Source organism: Bacillus sp. FSL R10-2780, from assembly GCF_038006125.1.
GTDB lineage: Bacteria > Bacillota > Bacilli > Bacillales > Bacillaceae_G > Bacillus_A > Bacillus_A cereus_U.
This window is the reverse complement of the sequence record NZ_JBBOUQ010000001.1, coordinates 401,023-419,385: the sequence shown is the minus strand read 5'-3', so window position 1 is coordinate 419,385 and position 18,363 is coordinate 401,023. Positions and strand designations below refer to the sequence as shown.

Genomic DNA, 18,363 nt, shown 5'->3' with positions numbered 1-18,363 from the left:
TAATTAAGAAATCATTTATATTACAGTATTTTTCATACGAGGTGAAACAGTGAAGAACAGAAGCATCGTCTTTAAACTATTTTTATTAACATCAACTTTATTTACAATCATATTTCTCCTTTTTTTCCTTGGACAATCTCTATTTTTAGAGAAGTTCTATATTAATAAGAAAGTAAAAACCGTTCAAACGGCTTTTGAAAAATTCGTAGATAATTACGAAAAAAGTGACCAAGGATTTGAGGAAACTAGAAAATTAAAACAAGAATTTCATGATAAAACAAATGCCGAAATCCAATTTTTAGATTCTAACGGAATTATTAAAAGTGAAAACAGTTTTTACATTGATGTGATTAACCCTAACAATAATAAAACCTATTCCATCCCCCTTAACAATCTTTTAACACCAGAAGAATATAATAAATTCGCAAACTTAGGATTAAAAAAAGATGGAATAATTTATGTAGACGGACTACTCCAACCGAATAATATAATAACACCTCAAGAATTAATAACTAATAATACTAGATGGGAAAATGAACAATTCAATTCAGATTTTCAATCCATTAGTGGTAATCCATCTAAAAATAAACTTAAAAATCGATATGATAATACTGGTTCTCCAATCCATTTTACTGGGGTAATATCTAAATTACAGCTTCCTTCCAAGACTGAGGTTCGTCTTGCAAAGGATTTTGAAACATTACAAGCTGTTCAATATTTTGCAAGAACTATTAGACAAGGTACTTCTAATTCAAATCAATTAAACACGTATATTTTAGATAGTGGGGAAAATATAAAAAACAGTGTCTTTGTAAAGCCTATTATGGAAAACGGAGAAATTAAGGAGTACGCTTTTGCGATAGCATCTTTACAACCTGTTAATGAAGCGATGCTCGTTTTAAAAGATTATTATGTCTATGCCTTAATTATCGTATTTCTCGTTATTATTTTGTTATCCTTCTACTACTCAAAAATCATTGTTAAACCATTAATTAAGATAAATCGCGTTACAAAAAAAATGGCCAACTTTGATTTTAGCGAGAAGTTACCTGTTACAGCAGACGATGAAATTGGCGGGTTATCAAGTAGTATTAATACACTCTCTGTAAATTTAAAAGATCGCATCGACCGATTAAATGTTGCCAATACAAAATTACAACAAGATATTGAACGCGAACGTCAATTAGAAAAAACGAGAAAAGAATTCATTTCTGGTGTATCTCATGAATTAAAAACACCACTTAGTGTTATTCGTAGCTTCGCTGAAGGTATTCAAGATGGCGTAAGTAAAGATACGACATATTATACAAATGTTATTTTGGAAGAGACAGATAATATGAACAGGCTCATTGTTGAAATGTTAGAATTAGCAAAACTAGAATCTGGTACGTACAAACTAGAAATGTCGACATTCTCAATCGGTGAATTAATTCAACAAATCTATACAAAATTATTATTTAGTATGGAGGAAAAACATTTACAAGTGGACATCCATGCTGACTCTTCTCTATTTGTTAAAGCAAATCGTAGCCGTATTGAGCAAGTAGTTGTAAACTTACTTAGCAATGCAATTCGATATACTCCAGATGGTGAAAAAATACACGTCTCTGTTGTAGAAACGGAAGATACAGTGAAAATCGAAATTGAAAACACAGGCAATCCTATTCCAGAAGAAAGCCTTGAAAAAATTTGGGATCGCTTCTACCGTTTAGACGCTTCTCGTAGCCGTCATACTGGAGGTACTGGCCTTGGGTTATCCATTGTAAAAAACATTTTAGATCTCCATCACGCCGAGTACGGTGTGTATAATACCACTAATAGCGTTGTATTTTATTTTAATTTACAAAAAGTGAAAGAAGTCAAATAATTTGTCTTAATTTCACTAGGAGTTCACATGAAATTCACACTCTCCCTTTATAGTAAGAAACAAGTTAATCCTTTCCTTTACACATATAAAAGAGGAGAGTGCGTGAAATGAAACAAGCAGGACAACCTATTCAAAACGAAAAACAATTAGAAACTATCAAAAATATACTTTTACAATCTTCGAAACGTGATGGCTTATTATTCGTATTAGCTGTAAATTCTGGCTTAAAAGTAAGTGAAATCTTACAATTAAAAGTTAGTGATGTAATCGATGAAGACGAAAATGTTCGCCATTCCATTTTATTTTACAATGAAAAAGTAAAGAAACATAAATGGTTTGCTGTAAATGAAGACTTACAGCACGCAATCGAAGACTACATGAAAGAACGTAAAACTTGGAAACGTAATGAACCATTATTAAAGTCTCAAAAAGGAACAAAGTCTATTACGAGACAACATGCATGGTACATTTTAAACAAAGCTGCAAAAGAAGTTGGATTAGAAGGGATTAGCTCACATACACTTCGAAAAACTTGGGGCTATTGTGCATACAAATCAGGTGTTGATATTGCATTTTTACAACACTTCTTTGATCACAGTACTCCATCAAAAACTTTAAAGTATATCGGTATTGCTTAATAACTCTTATACATAAAAAAGGTTACCATTTGTAAATTTGGTAACCTTTTTTATGTTTCATATTCTCTTTTCTTGTCTCTCCTATACTGTAGTGGTAATCTAATAGTAAGGGGGAGAAATTATGAACACATTAACAATTGAATTACCGAAAGAAACGGCTGAAAAACTTGATTTATTAAAGAAATCTTATGAAAAGAAAACAGGTGCTACAATTTCTGAAAGCACTCTTGTTCAAACACTTATCTCAAAGGAATTTATCCAAGCGATAACTCCTTTTGATTTACAACAATTCGTCAATGGAAAAGAACAGCAGTAATCGCTGTTCTTTTTTTATTTATTTTCAAAATATCAAAAGTTTTTTATTTATTTTCCGAAAAACTATTGACTATGATAATGATAACCATTATCATTTATTATGAAGCCAACAATTGATGAATCAACCAAACGCTCAGTAACATTGTTACCCCTCTTTTTCATATAGAAAAGCATTGTACATTCCCCCTGTTTGTACAGTGCTTTTCTTGTTTGTATTTATTCAAATAAATTTAATTGCTCTGGTTTCGGCTCACCATATGTAATATTCGCCATTTCCATCAACTGTTTCGCATTGTCCGCCGCATCCCCACCCGAATTATTGTTAAACAAAACGTATATGTCCTTAGTCTTTTTTTTCAATTTCTCTAATCGGTTTACCCATTCTTTCAACTCATTATTATTGTAGCGATATAAACAACGAACCGCTCTCCAATTTTCTCCTTTGTCAAGCCATCCATGAACATTCCGGCCATGAAAACGTATTAACGCCATGTCTGAATTTGTTGCCTCTAATACAAGCGGTACTGATCCTATTCCTGCCTGAGGCTCATCGCAAATTGTATGAATCCATTTTTCTTGTTCTAAAAATTGTAACGTCTTATCTCTCATCTCTGGATAAAACCATGTTTGATTTCGAAATTCTATTGCACATGGGAAATCTTCCATTTTTTCTTTCGTGTACCGAAGTAAATCTACATTTTTCACTTTACAATCGAACCATGGTGGATATTGAAATAAAATCATTTTTAATTTATTCGCTTCTATTAAAGGAAGAATTGATTGTTTATACACATCAAACATCTCATCGAACGTAGAAAAAGGGATTTCCCCTTTCATATGTCCTGTCATTCCTTGATAAGCTTTTACTATAAAAGAAAAATCTTTCGGCGTTTCCATCGCCCATTTTGTATAATTCCGCGCAGGTTGTATCGCATAAAATGAACTATCTACTTCCACAATGGGAAAATGTTCACTATAAGTTCGCAATTTATTTCTATTTTCATAGGGATTACTATATAAAGAATCATGATCTCCCCATCCCGTCACTCCAATAAAAAACAAACGTATTCCTCCCTTCCCAACTTCAGCTTACACTCATTCTATATTACTTCACAAAAATACCATCCGATCACTTTCATAAAGTCGCTCTTTCTTTAAGAGTATCCGTATAAAAATATGATATACTAGATGGAAGAATTTTTAAATTGAGGAGTTATTTATTTATGCTTCAAGACGATATTATTTTATCTCATGAAAATCGAATAAAAGAATTGGAAAATAAAGTACGGTTATATGAAGAACTTGTAAATCAATTACCACATCATTTCACATATAAAAATCCACATATTGGTTTGCAAATAAAAAAAACGAGAACATCTCATTCTATTCAACACATACAACAAAAAGATAAAGAGCCTACCTTTCAGCTTACTTGCGATTCACTATTTTTATTTGAACAACTAGAAAAACATTTTGTTCATATTTTCGATGCATTCTCGCATCACGTCACTTTTATTGATAATAAAGGTAACATTACATTATGTAATCAAGCTGCAGCAGATGATTTTGGTGTAATACGAAATTCTATAATTGGAAAACCAATTCAACAATTACTAAACTTACCTGAAGAACAAATTAAAGCTATTGAAACGTTAAAAACGGGAACCGAAATATATAATGAGGAAGTGTTAGACAAAAACTATGGCATCGTAAATAACCGTATTATTCGTGATTATAATGGGGAGATTTTTCGAGTTATTAGTGTATTTCATTATTTAAATACAGAACGTGATGCCGAAAAGTTTTCCCTAGCTGGGCGAATTGCAGCTGGGATTGCACATGAAGTACGAAATCCCCTTACAACGGTACGTGGGTACTTGCAATTTCTACAAGATAGCGTTTCTCCATCCAATAAAGAATTGTTTAAAAGTCTACTCATCCCTGAATTAGATCGTGCCAATAGTATTATTACAAAATTTTCAGCTATTTCAAAAACGCGTGAATTTACTAGAGAACATTTTCCAATCAATACGTTTTTACGCGAGTATATTCAACAACTACTTGCTAGTGAAGTTTTTTTGCACAACATTTCTATTGACTATGATTTTTCTACCGAATTAGATGGTGTACTCGTCAATATTGATCGCCATGAACTCGTGCAAGTTTTTTTAAATTTATTTCAAAATGCTGTCGACGCTCAAGGTGAAGAACCTCTTTCTATTCAAATTACTAGTTATCGCTTAGATAATTTTGTTCGTATTACTTTCAAAGATAATGGAACCGGCATTCCTCCAGCTATTCAAGAATATATATTTGATCCGTTTTTCTCTACAAAAGACTCAGGAACGGGACTGGGATTATCAGTAACGAAGAAAATTATTCAAAATCATAATGGCACATTAAAAGTTACTAGTAATCAAAATGGTACAACTTTCACTATTTCTATCCCAATTTTGCCTAAAACAAACCATGAAAAAATTAATCATTAACAATGTTGGACTGTTCCACGAACTGCACGCCAATTGTTAGATATAACCTAACAATTGGCGTGCAGTTTTTTTATTACAGCCTATTCTTTTTTTACTTATATAAATCTTTCTCTACCTCTTAATTTTTCTTTATTTTCGCAAGATGGGTAAACTTCTTATTTTTTTGAAATAGTAGTTTGTCCATCACGAATTCAGTTTAATTTTCATTTTATTATATAGTAAAGGCTATTTATTCTATAAAAGGAAGGAATGAACAAATGTCCAACAAGAATAAAGGGAAAGTATTCTATGGTAATGATTGTTGCGAAGTAAGAGCTTGCAGTTATATTAATATCTCTAAGTCCGAACTTAAAGAGTATGTTAGACTTCTTCAAGCTCTTGGTCAAAATATTCAAGCTGTATTTCAAAACCCTTCTCAAGATAATATTGATAAACTAATTGATATCCTAAATAATCTTCAAAAATTCCTCAATTGCTTAGATTTATCACCTGCACAAGAACAAGTCGGAAACTCTATTATTGCTAACTTATTAACTATCCTAAAGACATCACCTTTCTCATGCGGAGCATTATACGTTGAACTACAAAGTCTGCTTAATTATTTATTGTATATTGCTAAGTTATTCAAAATCGATTGCTGTACTATCGATAAACTCGTTAAGCTCATTACAGAAATTCAAGCTATTCTAGTGCAATATGGATCAGGTTGCCTTGGCGGAGGAACAATAGGTCCTACGGGAGCTACTGGACCTCAAGGTTCTCAAGGACCGGCTGGTGCGCAAGGTGCTACTGGACCTCAAGGTATGCAAGGGCCAGCTGGTGCGCAAGGTGCTACCGGCTCTCAAGGTATGCAAGGGCCAGCTGGTGCGCAAGGTGCTACCGGCTTCTCAAGGGATGCAAGGACCGGCTGGTGCGCAAGGTGCTACCGGACCTCAAGGTGCTCAAGGTATGCAAGGGCCAGCTGGTGCGCAAGGTGCTACTGGACCATCGGGCACACCACTCCCTGTAACTATAGCAGCAATAGGAAATTCTAATCCACAAACTATATCTCCTGGAACAAATATTCAATTCAATCAAGCTTTCGAACTAAATAATCTCTCTTTTAATGACACTTCAGATACTTTAACTATTTTAGAAACAGGAGTATACGATATTAGTTTCTCAGCATCTACAACCTTCCCGGGTTCTTCACCGTTTGGATTTGGTATTTCATTCAACGGTCAACCACCTACTCGTAATTTTTCAACTAACGTTATCGGTAGTGCGGTTTCTTTCTCCACAATCGTTACTTTAACAGCTGGTACAACAATCTCTGTACAACCTACAGCAAATACTATTTCCATCCCTAACACTGGTGACACAACAGCTACACTATCAGTCTTCCGAATTTACTAACTTTTAGTTTTCACCTTATTTTTGAACGACCAAGAATATTTGATTTATAGTAATTTGTATTATTTTGATTGTAAGTTAAATCTCTCTTTTAATAAAAAGGAGCACTTATTTTGGAGGATAAGTGCTCCTTCTTTACGTTTCTTTACTTCAAATTTACTCTAGCTTAATCCTCTTTTTGTATGATAAATAGTGAAGACAAAGACATGAAAGAGGGATGATAATGCGAATTATATCACTGACACGTTTTTGGTTTGTTCTTATGGTCTGCATAATTTTATGTATAGGATTTCTTTTAACTCTAAAATATTCAAATGTTTCAAAAGCAGAAAGAAAAACAGTTCCATATGAACTTCTATATACAAAACAAAATAAAGTCCCGTATTCCTCTTCCACACAAAACGAAAAAAAAGTTATAAAAGGAATGCTTATTACAGAAGCTTCTAGTTATGAAAACCTACTTCAAATCGCTGAAACGATTAAAGATCAATATAAAAATAAAGACGTTGATGAAATAACACTCTCTATCCATAATGAAAATACTGGAAGTTACGAAGAGGAATTACCATATGAACCTATTAGTAAAGGAATAATAACCGTCACGTATGATTCTCAATCCTTCGGCAGTACCAATGTTACGCTAAATAAACTGAAACTTTTCCCACCCACTGATTATTAAGTTAAACCAATCAAATTTTTATAGACAGCTCGATTCTCACCTAACTTCTTTTCTGTTACACATTTTGAATCGAGATAAAATCACTCATTTCTCATAAAAAAGAGGCGAACTCGTTATGAGGCCACTGAAAAAGTCCACCTAATAAGAAAAAGGAGCCCATCACCTACTATATACAGATGATGGGCTCCTTGGTGTTTTTTCTATATGTCGATAAAATACACGTTATTTTTTCAAAGCACTCACTTTTTCAGTGCCTTTACTCGTTATTCGCCTCTTTTTTTACCAAAATGGAATCCACTCTTTTACTTTATCTATCCATTCACTTTGCTGTTCTTTTCTTTGTTCTTCCTCTTCTTTTCGTTTTTTCTCTTCTTCTTTCCTTCGTTTTTCTTCCTCAATCGTTTTTAATTGTTTTGTATAATCCGCCTCAGGTATTAGTGATAACTGAAATGCCTTTTGAGTTGGATTTCCATTCGCTTTCTTCATAATGTCCCGGAACATTGTCGTTGTAATTTGGCTGCCTCCTGGCACATAATGCTCACTATCCGTTTTATCATACCCTACCCAAATCGCACCTACTAAATCCGGTGTGTATCCAACAAACCACGAATCCTTCGCACCAGTGCTTGGTCCATTTACAAGCTGGGTAGTCCCTGTCTTGCCTGCGGTATCGATATTATTAACTTTCGCTTTTTCACCTGTTCCCCTTTCAATAACACCTTTTAATAAGTATGTCATCTTTTGGGCAACTTTCTCATTCGTCACACGAGTTTCTTTCTTATACCATTTTCCAATTGTTTCCCCTTCAGCATTTTGGATTTCTCTAATGGCATGAGCTTCTACTTGGACACCATCATTTGCAAATGCGCTATACGCTTGAGCCATTACAAATGGTGAAGTCCCTACATGCATACCCCCTAAAGCAATCGGATACGTACGGTCTTCAGGATCTAATGGAATACCAAACCGCTCTAAAGATTTCAATCCTTTATCTAATCCAATTTGCTCTAATAGCCAAACTGCTGAAACATTATATGACTTTGCCACTGCTTCATACATCGTTACATTACCATGGAACGTATGATCACTATTTTGTGGTGCATATTCTTTAATATTAAACGGTTCATCTTTTAAGACATCGTATACTTCATATCCTTGCTCTAACGCTGGTACATACACTGCAAGAGGCTTTAACGTTGAACCTGGCTGTCTTTTTAATTGTGTTGCATGATTAAACTGTAAAAATTGATAAGGACCTCTACCTCCAACTAAAGCCGGAACACCGCCAGTTTTTGGATTCATAAGGACCACTCCAGTTTGCATAAGCTGATCTGAACCACTATCTTTAAAATAACTATCATTATTCACAACATCTTCAACCGCTTGTTGTTTTTTCGGGTCAAGTTCCGTATAAATACGATAACCACCTGCTAAAATTTCATTTTGTGTTAATTCATACTTGTCCATCGCTTCTCTAACAATATAATCTACATATTGAGAATATTTCCCCTTATATTTATCGTCAACACCACGTCGTAATACAAGACCTGATTCTTTCTCCTGACTATATTGTTCTTCAGAAATATACCCTTGCTCCTTCATTAAACCTAATACGACATTACGTCTTTCAATTGATTTATTAAAGTTTTTATACGGCGAATACGCAGATGGCGCTTTAATTAATCCTGCAATCGTTGCAGCTTCTGAAATTGTTAAGTCTTTTACCTCTTTATCAAAATACGATTTAGCTGCTCTTTTTATCCCCCAAGCACCTTCACCAAAATAAATTTGATTCATATACATTTCTATAATTTCATCTTTTGAATAAGTACGCTCTATTTTTTTTGTTAAAAAGTATTCCTTTATTTTACGTGAGTATGTGCGATTTTGTGTCAAAAATACATTTTTTGCAAGTTGTTGTGTAATTGTACTACCACCTGCCACAACTTCACCAGCTGTAATGTTCTTAAATACAGCACTTATGATTCCACTATAGTAAATACCATGATGACTAAAAAATTCCTTATCTTCTACTGCAACAATTGCTTGAACCATAATATCAGGAATATCTTTCCTTTTAACTCCTTCTGTTTTAGAAGAAGCTAATTTAGTCGCAACTTCATTATTTGCATCATAAATTAAAGTTGGTTGTGGAACAGCTTGTTTTAATTCAGATATATCTTGAATGGAAATTATTATATTTACAACAATAAATAGAGTAGCAAGTAAACTTCCCAATACAATTAATGAATTGCGTAGTTTCTTCCTCTTATTGAACCACTCAAGCATTTTTTTAAAATGAGTGTTCTTCAATTTCATTCGTTCACTTCCTTCATTTGTTTACACTCTTTTTTTAAAAGGAAGAATATACCTCCTTTTAAATTTATTATAATAACGTAGTCATTCCTATAGTGTAAAGCTTTTCTTTCACATTCATACTTTTCACAAGAAAAGGACATTCTACAAGTAAGATATTCACTATTCAGTATTAATATTATTAATACAACAATGTGAGTTATGTTAAGTTTTTGTAAACTTTTCGATAAAATGTTTTAAAAAACGACAGTTTTTTGTTAGAATTGATTAGCCAATATATTTTACATATATTACTTTTGTGGGGGTAACAATAATGGTCTTTAAATCAAAGAAAGATAAATTTTCTGAAATGCTAATGAATGTTTCCGAAAATTTAAAAGAAGGCGCGCAGTTTTTCGTGGAGTATAAAATTAAAAATGCTAGCGATTTAAAAGAGTTTTCTATGCGCATGAAAGAGTATGAGTCAAAAGGTGACTCATTCATTCACGAAATCATTATGGAGCTAAACAAAGCGTTTATTACTCCTATTGAACGTGAAGACATCCTACAGCTTGCAATGAGTATGGATGATGTATTAGACGGATTAGATCACAGTGCTGGTCTATTCGAAATGTATTCTATTACAGAAGCTGATGAATACATGATTAAATTCGTTGAAGCAATTAATCAATGTGCAATTGAGATTGCAAATTCTGTTGAACTACTGTCTAAAAAGAAATTAGTCGATATTCGTACAAATGCGATTAAGATTAAGGATTACGAGTCACAATGTGATGATATTCGCCGTCATGCGATTAAGCATCTATTCTCTCGTGAGAAAGATCCGATTAAGATTATTCAATTTAAAGAGATTTACGAAGAGCTTGAAGAAGTAGCTGATAGCTGTCAAAGCGTTGCAAACGTATTAGAAACAATCATTATGAAGAACGCGTAAGGAGTTTGATCATGGATACACTCTTGATACTGACCGTTTTAGTAGTCATTTGCGCTTTAGCTTTTGACTTTATCAATGGATTTCACGATACAGCAAACGCTATTGCAACGGCTGTTTCAACGAAAGCTCTAAAGCCTAGACATGCAATTGTTATGGCAGCTATTATGAACTTTTTAGGTGCGATGACATTTACAGGTGTAGCAAAAACTATTACAAAAGATATCGTTGACCCGTTTGCCTTGCCAAATGGTTCTCTTGTAATTTTAGCTGCTTTGCTTGCGGCAATAGTCTGGAATTTGCTCACTTGGTACTATGGCATTCCAAGTAGTTCTTCGCATGCAATCATTGGCGCAATCGCTGGTGCAGCAATTGCTGCTGCTGGTATTAGCTCATTAAACTATAAAGGGTTTATAAAAATTCTTGAAGCTTTAATCATTTCACCGATTATCGCTTTTGTTATTGGTTACATCGTATATAGTATTTTTAAAGTGGTCTTTAAAAACTTTAACTTAACGAAAACGAACAAGAACTTCCGTATATTCCAGATCTTCACTGCAGCATTACAAGCTTACACACATGGTACGAATGATGCACAAAAAGCAATGGGAATCATTACGATGGCTCTTATGGCCAATAACTATCATACTTCTGACGACATCCCGTTCTGGGTACAATTATGTTGTGCAATCGCAATGGGTCTTGGTACTTCTGTCGGTGGATGGAAAATTATTAAAACTGTCGGTGGACAAATTATGAAAATTCGTCCTGTAAATGGTGTAGCTGCCGATTTATCATCATCACTTGTTATTTTCGGTGCAACATTCATTCACTTACCGGTTAGTACAACGCACGTTATCTCTTCTTCTATTTTAGGGGTTGGTGCTTCACATCGTGTGAAAGGTGTAAAATGGGGAACTGCAAAACGCATGTTAATTACATGGGTTATTACACTTCCTATTTCAGCTTCTTTAGCTGCATTATTTTACTACTTATTACACTTAATCTTTTAATCAAAAGTCGTCTTCCTTATTTTTCTAGGAAGACGACTTTTTTGTGAACAAGCCTATTTCTTATTAAAAAGCGTGTATAATGATTGATGGATAAGTTATATAGAGGAGTTGGCAATTTTGGAATACATCATGTTACTTTTCATCGGATTAATCGCCGGGACAGTCGGGAGCCTAGTCGGACTTGGAGGCGGAATTATTATCGTTCCGTTATTAATTGGATTACACAGTTTATCACCACAACTCGCAGTAGGAACTTCTATGGTAACCGTCGTTTTTACGGGGCTGTCTTCTACCCTTACTTATATGAAACATAAACGGGTAGATTATAAAAGTGGACTTATTTTATTTATCGGGAGTGGCCCTGGTGGTATTATCGGATCATGGGCAAACAAATTTTTAAACCAAGATACATTTTCTTTATACTTTGGGATTTTTCTTATATTCGTCTCCATTCTTCTTATACTACGAGACAAATTGAAACCTCTTTCCCTATCAAATATGACTGTAATTAAGCGATCTTTTACAGATAACGAAGGAAATACTGTAGACTATCAATTCCCACCATTTCTCGCTATCTTTATTGCCTTTATAGTTGGATTTATATCCGGATTATTCGGAATCGGTGGTGGCGCCTTACTTGTGCCAGCGATGATGCTTCTTTTTGCGTTCCCAGCACACATTGCTGTAGCAACTTCAATGTTTATCGTATTTCTCTCAGCAATTGTAAGTTCTTTAACTCACATCTCTCTAGGAAATGTCAGCTGGGCTTATGCATTAATTCTTATTCCTGGTGCATGGATTGGCGGAAAAATCGGGGCTTATATTAACACAAAATTAAGTGGTAATGCAGTAATTAATTTATTACGTATCACATTAATTATTCTTGGAACTAGATTAATCATTACTTCATTTTTATAACGCGTTCTTTCTAGAATGCGTTTTTTCTTATACACATGAATATAAAAAGGCTCCTAGGAGAACAAATAAAACTAAACAAACACTTAATAGCATAAAATTTGAAATATGTACTTTCTTCAAGTTGATCACTCCTATAGCTATGACTGTTATCTTTATGATAGCGAAAAAACAGTTATCTTACAGTTACAAAGTGCTAACAATGCAAAATCATTTATTACAAATTTTATCCTTATATTTCATTTCTTTGTATAATCTATCGATTCAATAAAAAAAGATGTCATATTGACATCTTTTTAGTGAAGAAGTGACCATCCCATAAAGTCTTCATGTACTTGGCACGCCCTCTTATCGTTTCGATCATATAATTCAGCATAACTATCTGTTTCTTCATCATAAGCCATCGTATAAATAATTTGGCCGTCTATTTCAACGGATAAAACGACTCCACCTTTCATCTCTTCTACATGAATGATAGCATTCGCCGGAATTCTCATATCCGTCATCTTCATCGCATCTAACAATATACTAAACCCCCTACAGCGTATTCATTGCTAGTACTATTACACACTAAATAGTATACTACTGTAATAGCATACATTTCGTCAATGAAATTACTGTTTAAAAAGCATATTATCTTTATACATATACGCTAAAATATAAGAAATAGAAATATTTTAATGGGGGGCTAACATTGATTCTACATAAGGGAGATATATTATTCCGTCAAGGTGAGGACGGTCCTTTATACTTTATAAAAACAGGTTTATTAAAAGTTATTCGATTAGAAGAAAACGGAACACCATTTTTATTTAATATTATCGTTCCTGGTGAAACGATACCTCACCATTCTTTAATTTCACCGAAGGAATATCATGGTACAGCTATCGCTTTAATGAAAACAGAAGTTGAGCCTATAATTAGTAATGAATGGTACGATCAACTTCAGGCAAATCCTGCATCATATGCAAATATCGCTATGCAATTACAATCGAAGTTACGAATGATGCAACAGCGTATCGATCAATTGACAACGGTCTCTCCTAAAGAGCGCCTTCATCGTTTACAAGAATGGTTCACCGTATATTTAGGTGACATCCCTATTTATGAAATATTAACACAAACTGAAATTGGTCAGCTCATAGGTGTACGCCGTGAAACAGTAAATCGATTATTAAGAGAACAAGCGAAAAACGAGGTAAAATAATACCTCGTTTTTCGCTTGTTCAAATTTAATCTATTGTAAGCTTGCTGCTGGGCCGAAAAATTCATAATGAATGTTCTCTTGTTTAACACCTAACTCGATTAATACGGCATAAATATGTTTCATAAATGGCACTGGACCACAGAAATAAAATTCTGCTTCAGTTGTCGGAATAATAGATTGTAGCCACTCACCTTCAATAAATCCTTCTTTATCAAAACTCTTCATTTCCACATCTTGCTCTGTCGGTGAAGAATAGCAAGTATATGCTTTAACTTGTTCATACTCTTTTTCTACTGTCTCAACATGCTCTTTCATCGCATGTGTATTACTATTTATCGCCGCATGAACAAAGCATACATTACGCTTTGATTCTTGTTCAATTAACGTATTTAACATACTCATCATCGGTGTAATACCTACTCCACCACTAATTAGTACAACAGGTAATGTTGACTCCATATTTAATACGAAATCTCCCGCTGGTGCACTTACTGGTAAGACATCTCCTTCCCCTACATGATCATGTAAGTAATTAGATACTTTACCATCTGGTGTATCTACACCTTTTTCTTTCTTTACACTAATACGATAATATTCTTTTCCAGGAGCATCAGATAAGCTATATTGACGATTATGCGTATATGTTTCACCTTCAATATTTATTTGAATCGTTACATATTGTCCTGGGATGAATGAAGAAACTTTCCCGCCATCTTCAGGTTTTAAATAAAATGATGTAATAACGTCGCTTTCCTTCACTTTTTTAACAATCACAAAGTTGCGGAAATCTTTCCATCCACCTTCTTTATGTGCAGCTTCTTCATACATATCCGCTTCAATGCTAATGAATGCATCAGCAATGACGCCATACGCTTCTCCCCATGCATTTAAAACTTCATCAGGTGCGCCTGCGACCTCTTTAATCGCTCGTAGCAAGCATGTACCTACTATTGGATAATGCTCTGCTTTAATACCTAAACTTCTATGCTTATGACCGATTTGTTTTACAACTGGAATAATAGCTTCTAAATTATCAATGTACGTTGCAGCTGCATAAACAGCGTTTGCTAACGCTTGTTGTTGTCTTCCCTTTTTCTGATTCGTATGGTTGAAAATATTCAATAACTCCGGATGTTCCGAAAATAAAATTTGATAAAATCTCGTTGTAATTTCAACGCCTTTTTCCTGTAATAACGGTACTGTTGACTTTACGATTTCAATTGTTTTTGCACTTAACATTGTATCCCACTCCTCTATTTCCTTAACTGTTTTTAGTTTAACTGAATTGTATAATACATATTGTGATTTTAATCACTATTAACATGGTGTTTTTGTGAAAAATATATGAACAATTCACATATTAAATAAATTTTAACTAGTGGCGTGCTCCCATCCGCCACTAATTATTAGCCCACATTAATTGTGCTCAAAAAAAAGCTAACTAGAATTCTAGCTAGCCTACTACTTTGTTTGTATTGCTTGTTCAATCCTTTTTATATTCTGTCCATCTCCAAACTCTGTATACCCCCATACATTCGTTTCACCTTTATATTTATTCACAAGTATATCCAAGTCATGATATACGCGATGAGCATAGACTACATACTCAACATTCTGAAGCTCCACACCTTTCTTTACAATTTCATAACTTCTATTCACATCGCGTTTTATTTTTTCATTTTGTATTTCTTTATGTATATTTTTTAAAGAGGCTTCTTGCTCTTGAAACCATTGTTTAAAATGTTTCCAGTCCCCATCTGTATATTTCTCTGCCTTACCATAATTCAAGAAATTATTATAACTTTCATGTGTCGTACGAACAAAATCGAGTGTCTTCTTCTTCTCTTGTGCCTCTTCTATTTGTGCTACTGTATTTACTCCAGCAGACTTATTCGCATAATATAATAGTACTTTCATAAGACTATAGCTCGCTATTGCCATCACAGTAATAGTTACCAATACACTTAACAATCTCTTCATATACAGAACCCCTTTTCTACTATGAATATTACAATGTACTGTTACACTTGTAACATTCTCTCGTAGAAATATAATTCCTGTTTAAATCCTTCTTGTCATTTCGACACTATTTTCCTACAAACTTCTCCTTGGTAAATGCTCTTGTAAAACAACATAACCTTCATAAGCTGTATAACCGAGTATAGCCATTAATCCGATATAACAAGCAAATACTGTCCATTTCGTTTTCGTATCGACTTTATAATAATTTTCTTGTTGTTCTTTTTCTGTTTCCCATTCATTTAATTTTCTTTCTGACATTTCAAATGCCTCTCTTATATGAATTGTATGCATTTCTTTTTCATCTTCATATGGGACATAATCAAGCGGCTCAAACTTTGGTAAAAGGTACTCTAGCACTTCAATCTTTTGAAGTTCTCCTGTTTTTAATTCTTTTTCACGTTCTCTTTGTCTTAATACATTCATCTCATGGTGAATCATATAAATCGTTCGATGCACCGCACCAGTTTCTTTTAATTCCTCTTCAAGCCTAGCAACATATGCTTTCATTCCATCGATTCTATATCCTAATTCCTTAATCGGCTCATCTCTCTTTATTACTCTATATAGTTCCATGCAGCCGATAATAACAATAAATCCTCCCAAAATACTCTTATAGTAAATAGAATAGCCGAGTAGTAAAACTAGCCCTGCTCCCCAAATTTTCGTACTTACAACTGAAATTATTCGTCCACCATCTAACGGAGAAACTGGAATTAAGTTAAAGAAATTAATCATACTGCCAAGTAAAATAATAAGCGCCCAAAACGGCTCTTTCGTTACCAGATAAAGTGGAATCGCGGGTAAAAATGAAAGCAATCCGAAAAGAGGTCCCATATAGGCAATGTATGCTTCATCTTTTGCATTTTTCGGCATCTCTTTCATCCCAATAAGAGCCCCCATAAAAGGTATGAAGATTGCTGGCGATGTTGGTATACCTTTCTTTCGCGCTGCCCATAAATGCCCCATCTCATGTACAAACAACAAATAAACGAGTGCTACCCCAAACTTCCAACCATATATGACTGCGTATGCACCAAGCGATAAAAACATACTAAATACAGTTGAAAATTTTGCTAACTTAAAAATGGCAAATACCCATTTTAACTTAGACAGTAAAAATAACCCTATTGCAACGATAACTCCCCATAATCCTTTTTTATTATTTTTCATTTCCCTCTCCTTTATCTCGCTTTACTGAGCCATATACACTCATCAAAACTTATTCTTTTCTCTATTATGACATATTTTTTTCTATTGTTAGAAATAATGTTTATTTCATCCATTTTTAGCCAAAAATAAAAATAAAAGGAGGTAAATACAAATGAAATTACAATCTCTTATGATAGGCGCTCTATCGTTTTTAGCTTCAACTCTTATTTTTTATACCGTCAGCTACGTATTATTATTAGATTGGTTGCCAAATCACTTATTTATAGCCCTTATTATTCTTTCTGCTCTTATGATTTCTTTTCTAATTACACGAAAATCAATGAATGAGCCATCTGCAAAAGCAAAATAATAGAGGGGGACCTTTCCCCTCTATTATCATTTCCTAGGAAAGGCCATATAGACTTTACGATTCATATTTATCCCGCTATTTGCGGGCAGTAAGACTCCCATCTCAAAATTCAGCTGGAGCAAAGAAGTTAGGTGGGAGTCGTGCTAATAATCAGCGGGGGATGCCCCCCCACTGATTAAAGTTTCACTTTATCTTTGTAAATTCATTTTTTCACCATACTCTTTAACAATTTGAATAATGTTTTGAAATGCTCCTACTTTTTCTTTCTTACTATTTAATATTTGCAAATCGTAATTATCATAATAGGTTTCTAGTGATTTTAATTGTGATTCTGAAGCATCTTTTATCGGAACAGTAACATTCAATTCATACTGTTTATACCCTTCCTTTACTTTTTCAGCTGAAATCATTTCACTATCTTTTGCGCCAATTAATTTTTGAACCTTTTCCGGGAAAATCAATTGCAAATAATATTCTTGTTCCTTTGCTAACTTATTATATAGTGATTGTGAAATCGTATAACGTACCGTATAATTTATTTTTTGATCGCCTGCTTTAATATGAAACGCGGTAATCTGCAAATCTTTTTTCGTTACTTCCGTTAAAGGCCCTACTTGCATCTCATCTTCTTTTTGTTCTGGAATCTTTGGAAAGATAGCCAAAAGTTTTTCCGTATCTTTTTCGTTCAGCATATACATATCTTTCTTATATTGCACCCATCCTCGGCGATCTTCTCCTCTTAACCATGCATAATATGTTTCAATTTTCCCATCTCTACTAATTTGTATTTCATATTCCGGTTCACCAAAACTACCCGTTACTTCTTGTTTTTCCGCTTTGTTTATAATATCCACCACCAACTCCGCATCCATTTTCTTTAAATTTTTTTCTTCTTTACCTTTTTGCATAACAGTTATTTGTAATGGTTCTTTCACTTCATTCACTGTCTCCTCTACTTGTTTCGATTCCTTCTTTTGCTCGGCTTGACCACACGACGCGAGTAAAATAACACATAAAAACATTAAATATTTCCCTTTCAAATCGATTCTCCTTTTCCAAT

General features: G+C 33.9%; 17 protein-coding genes and 1 pseudogene. 11 read left to right on the top strand and 7 right to left on the bottom strand.

Annotated features, from left to right (window positions below; genetic code table 11):
• The first annotated feature begins 49 nt into the window (after nucleotides 1–49).
• The 3 genes from NSQ47_RS02230 to NSQ47_RS02220 all read left to right on the top strand — a co-directional run bounded on the left by NSQ47_RS02230 (nucleotide 50) and on the right by NSQ47_RS02220 (nucleotide 2,821).
• On the top strand, nucleotides 50–1,867 hold the full coding sequence (locus NSQ47_RS02230; RefSeq protein ID WP_002201166.1) for a sensor histidine kinase: 1,818 nt from the start codon (nucleotides 50–52) through the stop codon (nucleotides 1,865–1,867).
• A gap of 107 nt (nucleotides 1,868–1,974) precedes the next feature.
• On the top strand, nucleotides 1,975–2,505 hold the full coding sequence (locus NSQ47_RS02225; RefSeq protein ID WP_000806230.1) for a tyrosine-type recombinase/integrase: 531 nt from the start codon (nucleotides 1,975–1,977) through the stop codon (nucleotides 2,503–2,505).
• A 121-nt stretch (nucleotides 2,506–2,626) separates the two neighbouring features.
• Nucleotides 2,627–2,821, top strand: a complete 195-nt coding sequence (locus NSQ47_RS02220; protein ID WP_002149425.1) for a DUF3924 family protein — start codon at nucleotides 2,627–2,629, stop codon at nucleotides 2,819–2,821.
• Between the two features lie 215 nt (nucleotides 2,822–3,036).
• Here the strand turns inward: NSQ47_RS02220 and NSQ47_RS02215 are convergent, their stop codons facing one another.
• Nucleotides 3,037–3,882 (bottom strand): DUF72 domain-containing protein, encoded by an 846-nt coding sequence (locus NSQ47_RS02215; protein WP_341035984.1) that lies wholly within the window; start codon nucleotides 3,880–3,882, stop codon nucleotides 3,037–3,039.
• A 161-nt stretch (nucleotides 3,883–4,043) separates the two neighbouring features.
• On the opposite strand from NSQ47_RS02215, the gene NSQ47_RS02210 reads away from it, so the two are divergent.
• The 3 genes and pseudogenes from NSQ47_RS02210 (at nucleotide 4,044) to NSQ47_RS02200 (ending at nucleotide 7,380) form a co-directional block, all read left to right on the top strand.
• On the top strand, nucleotides 4,044–5,309 hold the full coding sequence (locus NSQ47_RS02210; protein ID WP_341035983.1) for an ATP-binding protein: 1,266 nt from the start codon (nucleotides 4,044–4,046) through the stop codon (nucleotides 5,307–5,309).
• Between the two features lie 257 nt (nucleotides 5,310–5,566).
• Nucleotides 5,567–6,704, top strand: a pseudogene (locus NSQ47_RS02205) (Gly-Xaa-Xaa repeat protein).
• Between the two features lie 220 nt (nucleotides 6,705–6,924).
• Nucleotides 6,925–7,380 (top strand): hypothetical protein, encoded by a 456-nt coding sequence (locus tag NSQ47_RS02200; RefSeq protein ID WP_341035982.1) that lies wholly within the window; start codon nucleotides 6,925–6,927, stop codon nucleotides 7,378–7,380.
• 279 nt (nucleotides 7,381–7,659) lie between these two features.
• On the opposite strand, the gene NSQ47_RS02195 is transcribed toward NSQ47_RS02200, so the two are convergent.
• Nucleotides 7,660–9,699, bottom strand: coding sequence for a transglycosylase domain-containing protein (locus NSQ47_RS02195; RefSeq protein ID WP_341035980.1), 2,040 nt, complete (start codon nucleotides 9,697–9,699; stop codon nucleotides 7,660–7,662).
• 310 nt (nucleotides 9,700–10,009) lie between these two features.
• On the opposite strand from NSQ47_RS02195, the gene NSQ47_RS02190 reads away from it, so the two are divergent.
• The 3 genes from NSQ47_RS02190 (at nucleotide 10,010) to NSQ47_RS02180 (ending at nucleotide 12,558) form a co-directional block, all read left to right on the top strand.
• Complete coding sequence (locus NSQ47_RS02190; RefSeq protein WP_000231445.1) at nucleotides 10,010–10,630, top strand: DUF47 domain-containing protein; 621 nt, start codon at nucleotides 10,010–10,012, stop codon at nucleotides 10,628–10,630.
• 11 nt (nucleotides 10,631–10,641) lie between these two features.
• Complete coding sequence (locus NSQ47_RS02185) at nucleotides 10,642–11,640, top strand: inorganic phosphate transporter (protein ID WP_002149443.1); 999 nt, start codon at nucleotides 10,642–10,644, stop codon at nucleotides 11,638–11,640.
• A 117-nt stretch (nucleotides 11,641–11,757) separates the two neighbouring features.
• Entirely contained in the window at nucleotides 11,758–12,558 is an 801-nt protein-coding gene (locus tag NSQ47_RS02180) for a sulfite exporter TauE/SafE family protein (protein ID WP_002158631.1), read from the top strand.
• A 293-nt stretch (nucleotides 12,559–12,851) separates the two neighbouring features.
• Here NSQ47_RS02180 and NSQ47_RS02175 read toward each other — a convergent pair whose 3' ends face one another.
• Entirely contained in the window at nucleotides 12,852–13,079 is a 228-nt protein-coding gene (locus tag NSQ47_RS02175; RefSeq protein WP_000883004.1) for a hypothetical protein, read from the bottom strand.
• Nucleotides 13,080–13,249: 170 nt separating this feature from the next.
• Here NSQ47_RS02175 and NSQ47_RS02170 point away from each other — a divergent pair, with 170 nt between their 5' ends.
• On the top strand, nucleotides 13,250–13,762 hold the full coding sequence (locus NSQ47_RS02170; RefSeq protein ID WP_088078155.1) for a Crp/Fnr family transcriptional regulator: 513 nt from the start codon (nucleotides 13,250–13,252) through the stop codon (nucleotides 13,760–13,762).
• A 30-nt stretch (nucleotides 13,763–13,792) separates the two neighbouring features.
• On the opposite strand, the gene hmpA is transcribed toward NSQ47_RS02170, so the two are convergent.
• The 3 genes from hmpA to NSQ47_RS02155 all read right to left on the bottom strand — a co-directional run bounded on the left by hmpA (nucleotide 13,793) and on the right by NSQ47_RS02155 (nucleotide 16,954).
• Complete coding sequence (gene hmpA, locus NSQ47_RS02165; RefSeq protein ID WP_341035977.1) at nucleotides 13,793–15,001, bottom strand: NO-inducible flavohemoprotein; 1,209 nt, start codon at nucleotides 14,999–15,001, stop codon at nucleotides 13,793–13,795.
• A gap of 222 nt (nucleotides 15,002–15,223) precedes the next feature.
• Nucleotides 15,224–15,742, bottom strand: coding sequence for a hypothetical protein (locus NSQ47_RS02160; protein ID WP_002158634.1), 519 nt, complete (start codon nucleotides 15,740–15,742; stop codon nucleotides 15,224–15,226).
• A gap of 114 nt (nucleotides 15,743–15,856) precedes the next feature.
• Complete coding sequence (locus NSQ47_RS02155; protein ID WP_002158635.1) at nucleotides 15,857–16,954, bottom strand: site-2 protease family protein; 1,098 nt, start codon at nucleotides 16,952–16,954, stop codon at nucleotides 15,857–15,859.
• Between the two features lie 151 nt (nucleotides 16,955–17,105).
• Here NSQ47_RS02155 and NSQ47_RS02150 point away from each other — a divergent pair, with 151 nt between their 5' ends.
• Complete coding sequence (locus tag NSQ47_RS02150) at nucleotides 17,106–17,303, top strand: hypothetical protein (RefSeq protein ID WP_000776287.1); 198 nt, start codon at nucleotides 17,106–17,108, stop codon at nucleotides 17,301–17,303.
• Nucleotides 17,304–17,491: 188 nt separating this feature from the next.
• Here NSQ47_RS02150 and NSQ47_RS02145 read toward each other — a convergent pair whose 3' ends face one another.
• On the bottom strand, nucleotides 17,492–18,343 hold the full coding sequence (locus tag NSQ47_RS02145) for a hypothetical protein (RefSeq protein WP_341035974.1): 852 nt from the start codon (nucleotides 18,341–18,343) through the stop codon (nucleotides 17,492–17,494).
• Nucleotides 18,344–18,363 lie beyond the last annotated feature (20 nt).

Excerpts from the sequence above, each read along its gene's own strand:
- NSQ47_RS02225 (WP_000806230.1), top strand. The coding sequence starts at position 1,975 with ATGAAACAAGCAGGACAACCTATTCAAAACGAAAAACAATTAGAAACT.
- NSQ47_RS02220 (WP_002149425.1), top strand. The coding sequence starts at position 2,627 with ATGAACACATTAACAATTGAATTACCGAAAGAAACGGCTGAAAAACTT.
- NSQ47_RS02210 (WP_341035983.1), top strand. The coding sequence starts at position 4,044 with ATGCTTCAAGACGATATTATTTTATCTCATGAAAATCGAATAAAAGAA.
- NSQ47_RS02200 (WP_341035982.1), top strand. The coding sequence starts at position 6,925 with ATGCGAATTATATCACTGACACGTTTTTGGTTTGTTCTTATGGTCTGC.
- NSQ47_RS02195 (WP_341035980.1), bottom strand. The coding sequence starts at position 9,699 with ATGAAATTGAAGAACACTCATTTTAAAAAAATGCTTGAGTGGTTCAAT.
- NSQ47_RS02190 (WP_000231445.1), top strand. The coding sequence starts at position 10,010 with ATGGTCTTTAAATCAAAGAAAGATAAATTTTCTGAAATGCTAATGAAT.
- NSQ47_RS02185 (WP_002149443.1), top strand. The coding sequence starts at position 10,642 with ATGGATACACTCTTGATACTGACCGTTTTAGTAGTCATTTGCGCTTTA.
- hmpA (WP_341035977.1), bottom strand. The coding sequence starts at position 15,001 with ATGTTAAGTGCAAAAACAATTGAAATCGTAAAGTCAACAGTACCGTTA.
- NSQ47_RS02160 (WP_002158634.1), bottom strand. The coding sequence starts at position 15,742 with ATGAAGAGATTGTTAAGTGTATTGGTAACTATTACTGTGATGGCAATA.
- NSQ47_RS02155 (WP_002158635.1), bottom strand. The coding sequence starts at position 16,954 with ATGAAAAATAATAAAAAAGGATTATGGGGAGTTATCGTTGCAATAGGG.
- NSQ47_RS02150 (WP_000776287.1), top strand. The coding sequence starts at position 17,106 with ATGAAATTACAATCTCTTATGATAGGCGCTCTATCGTTTTTAGCTTCA.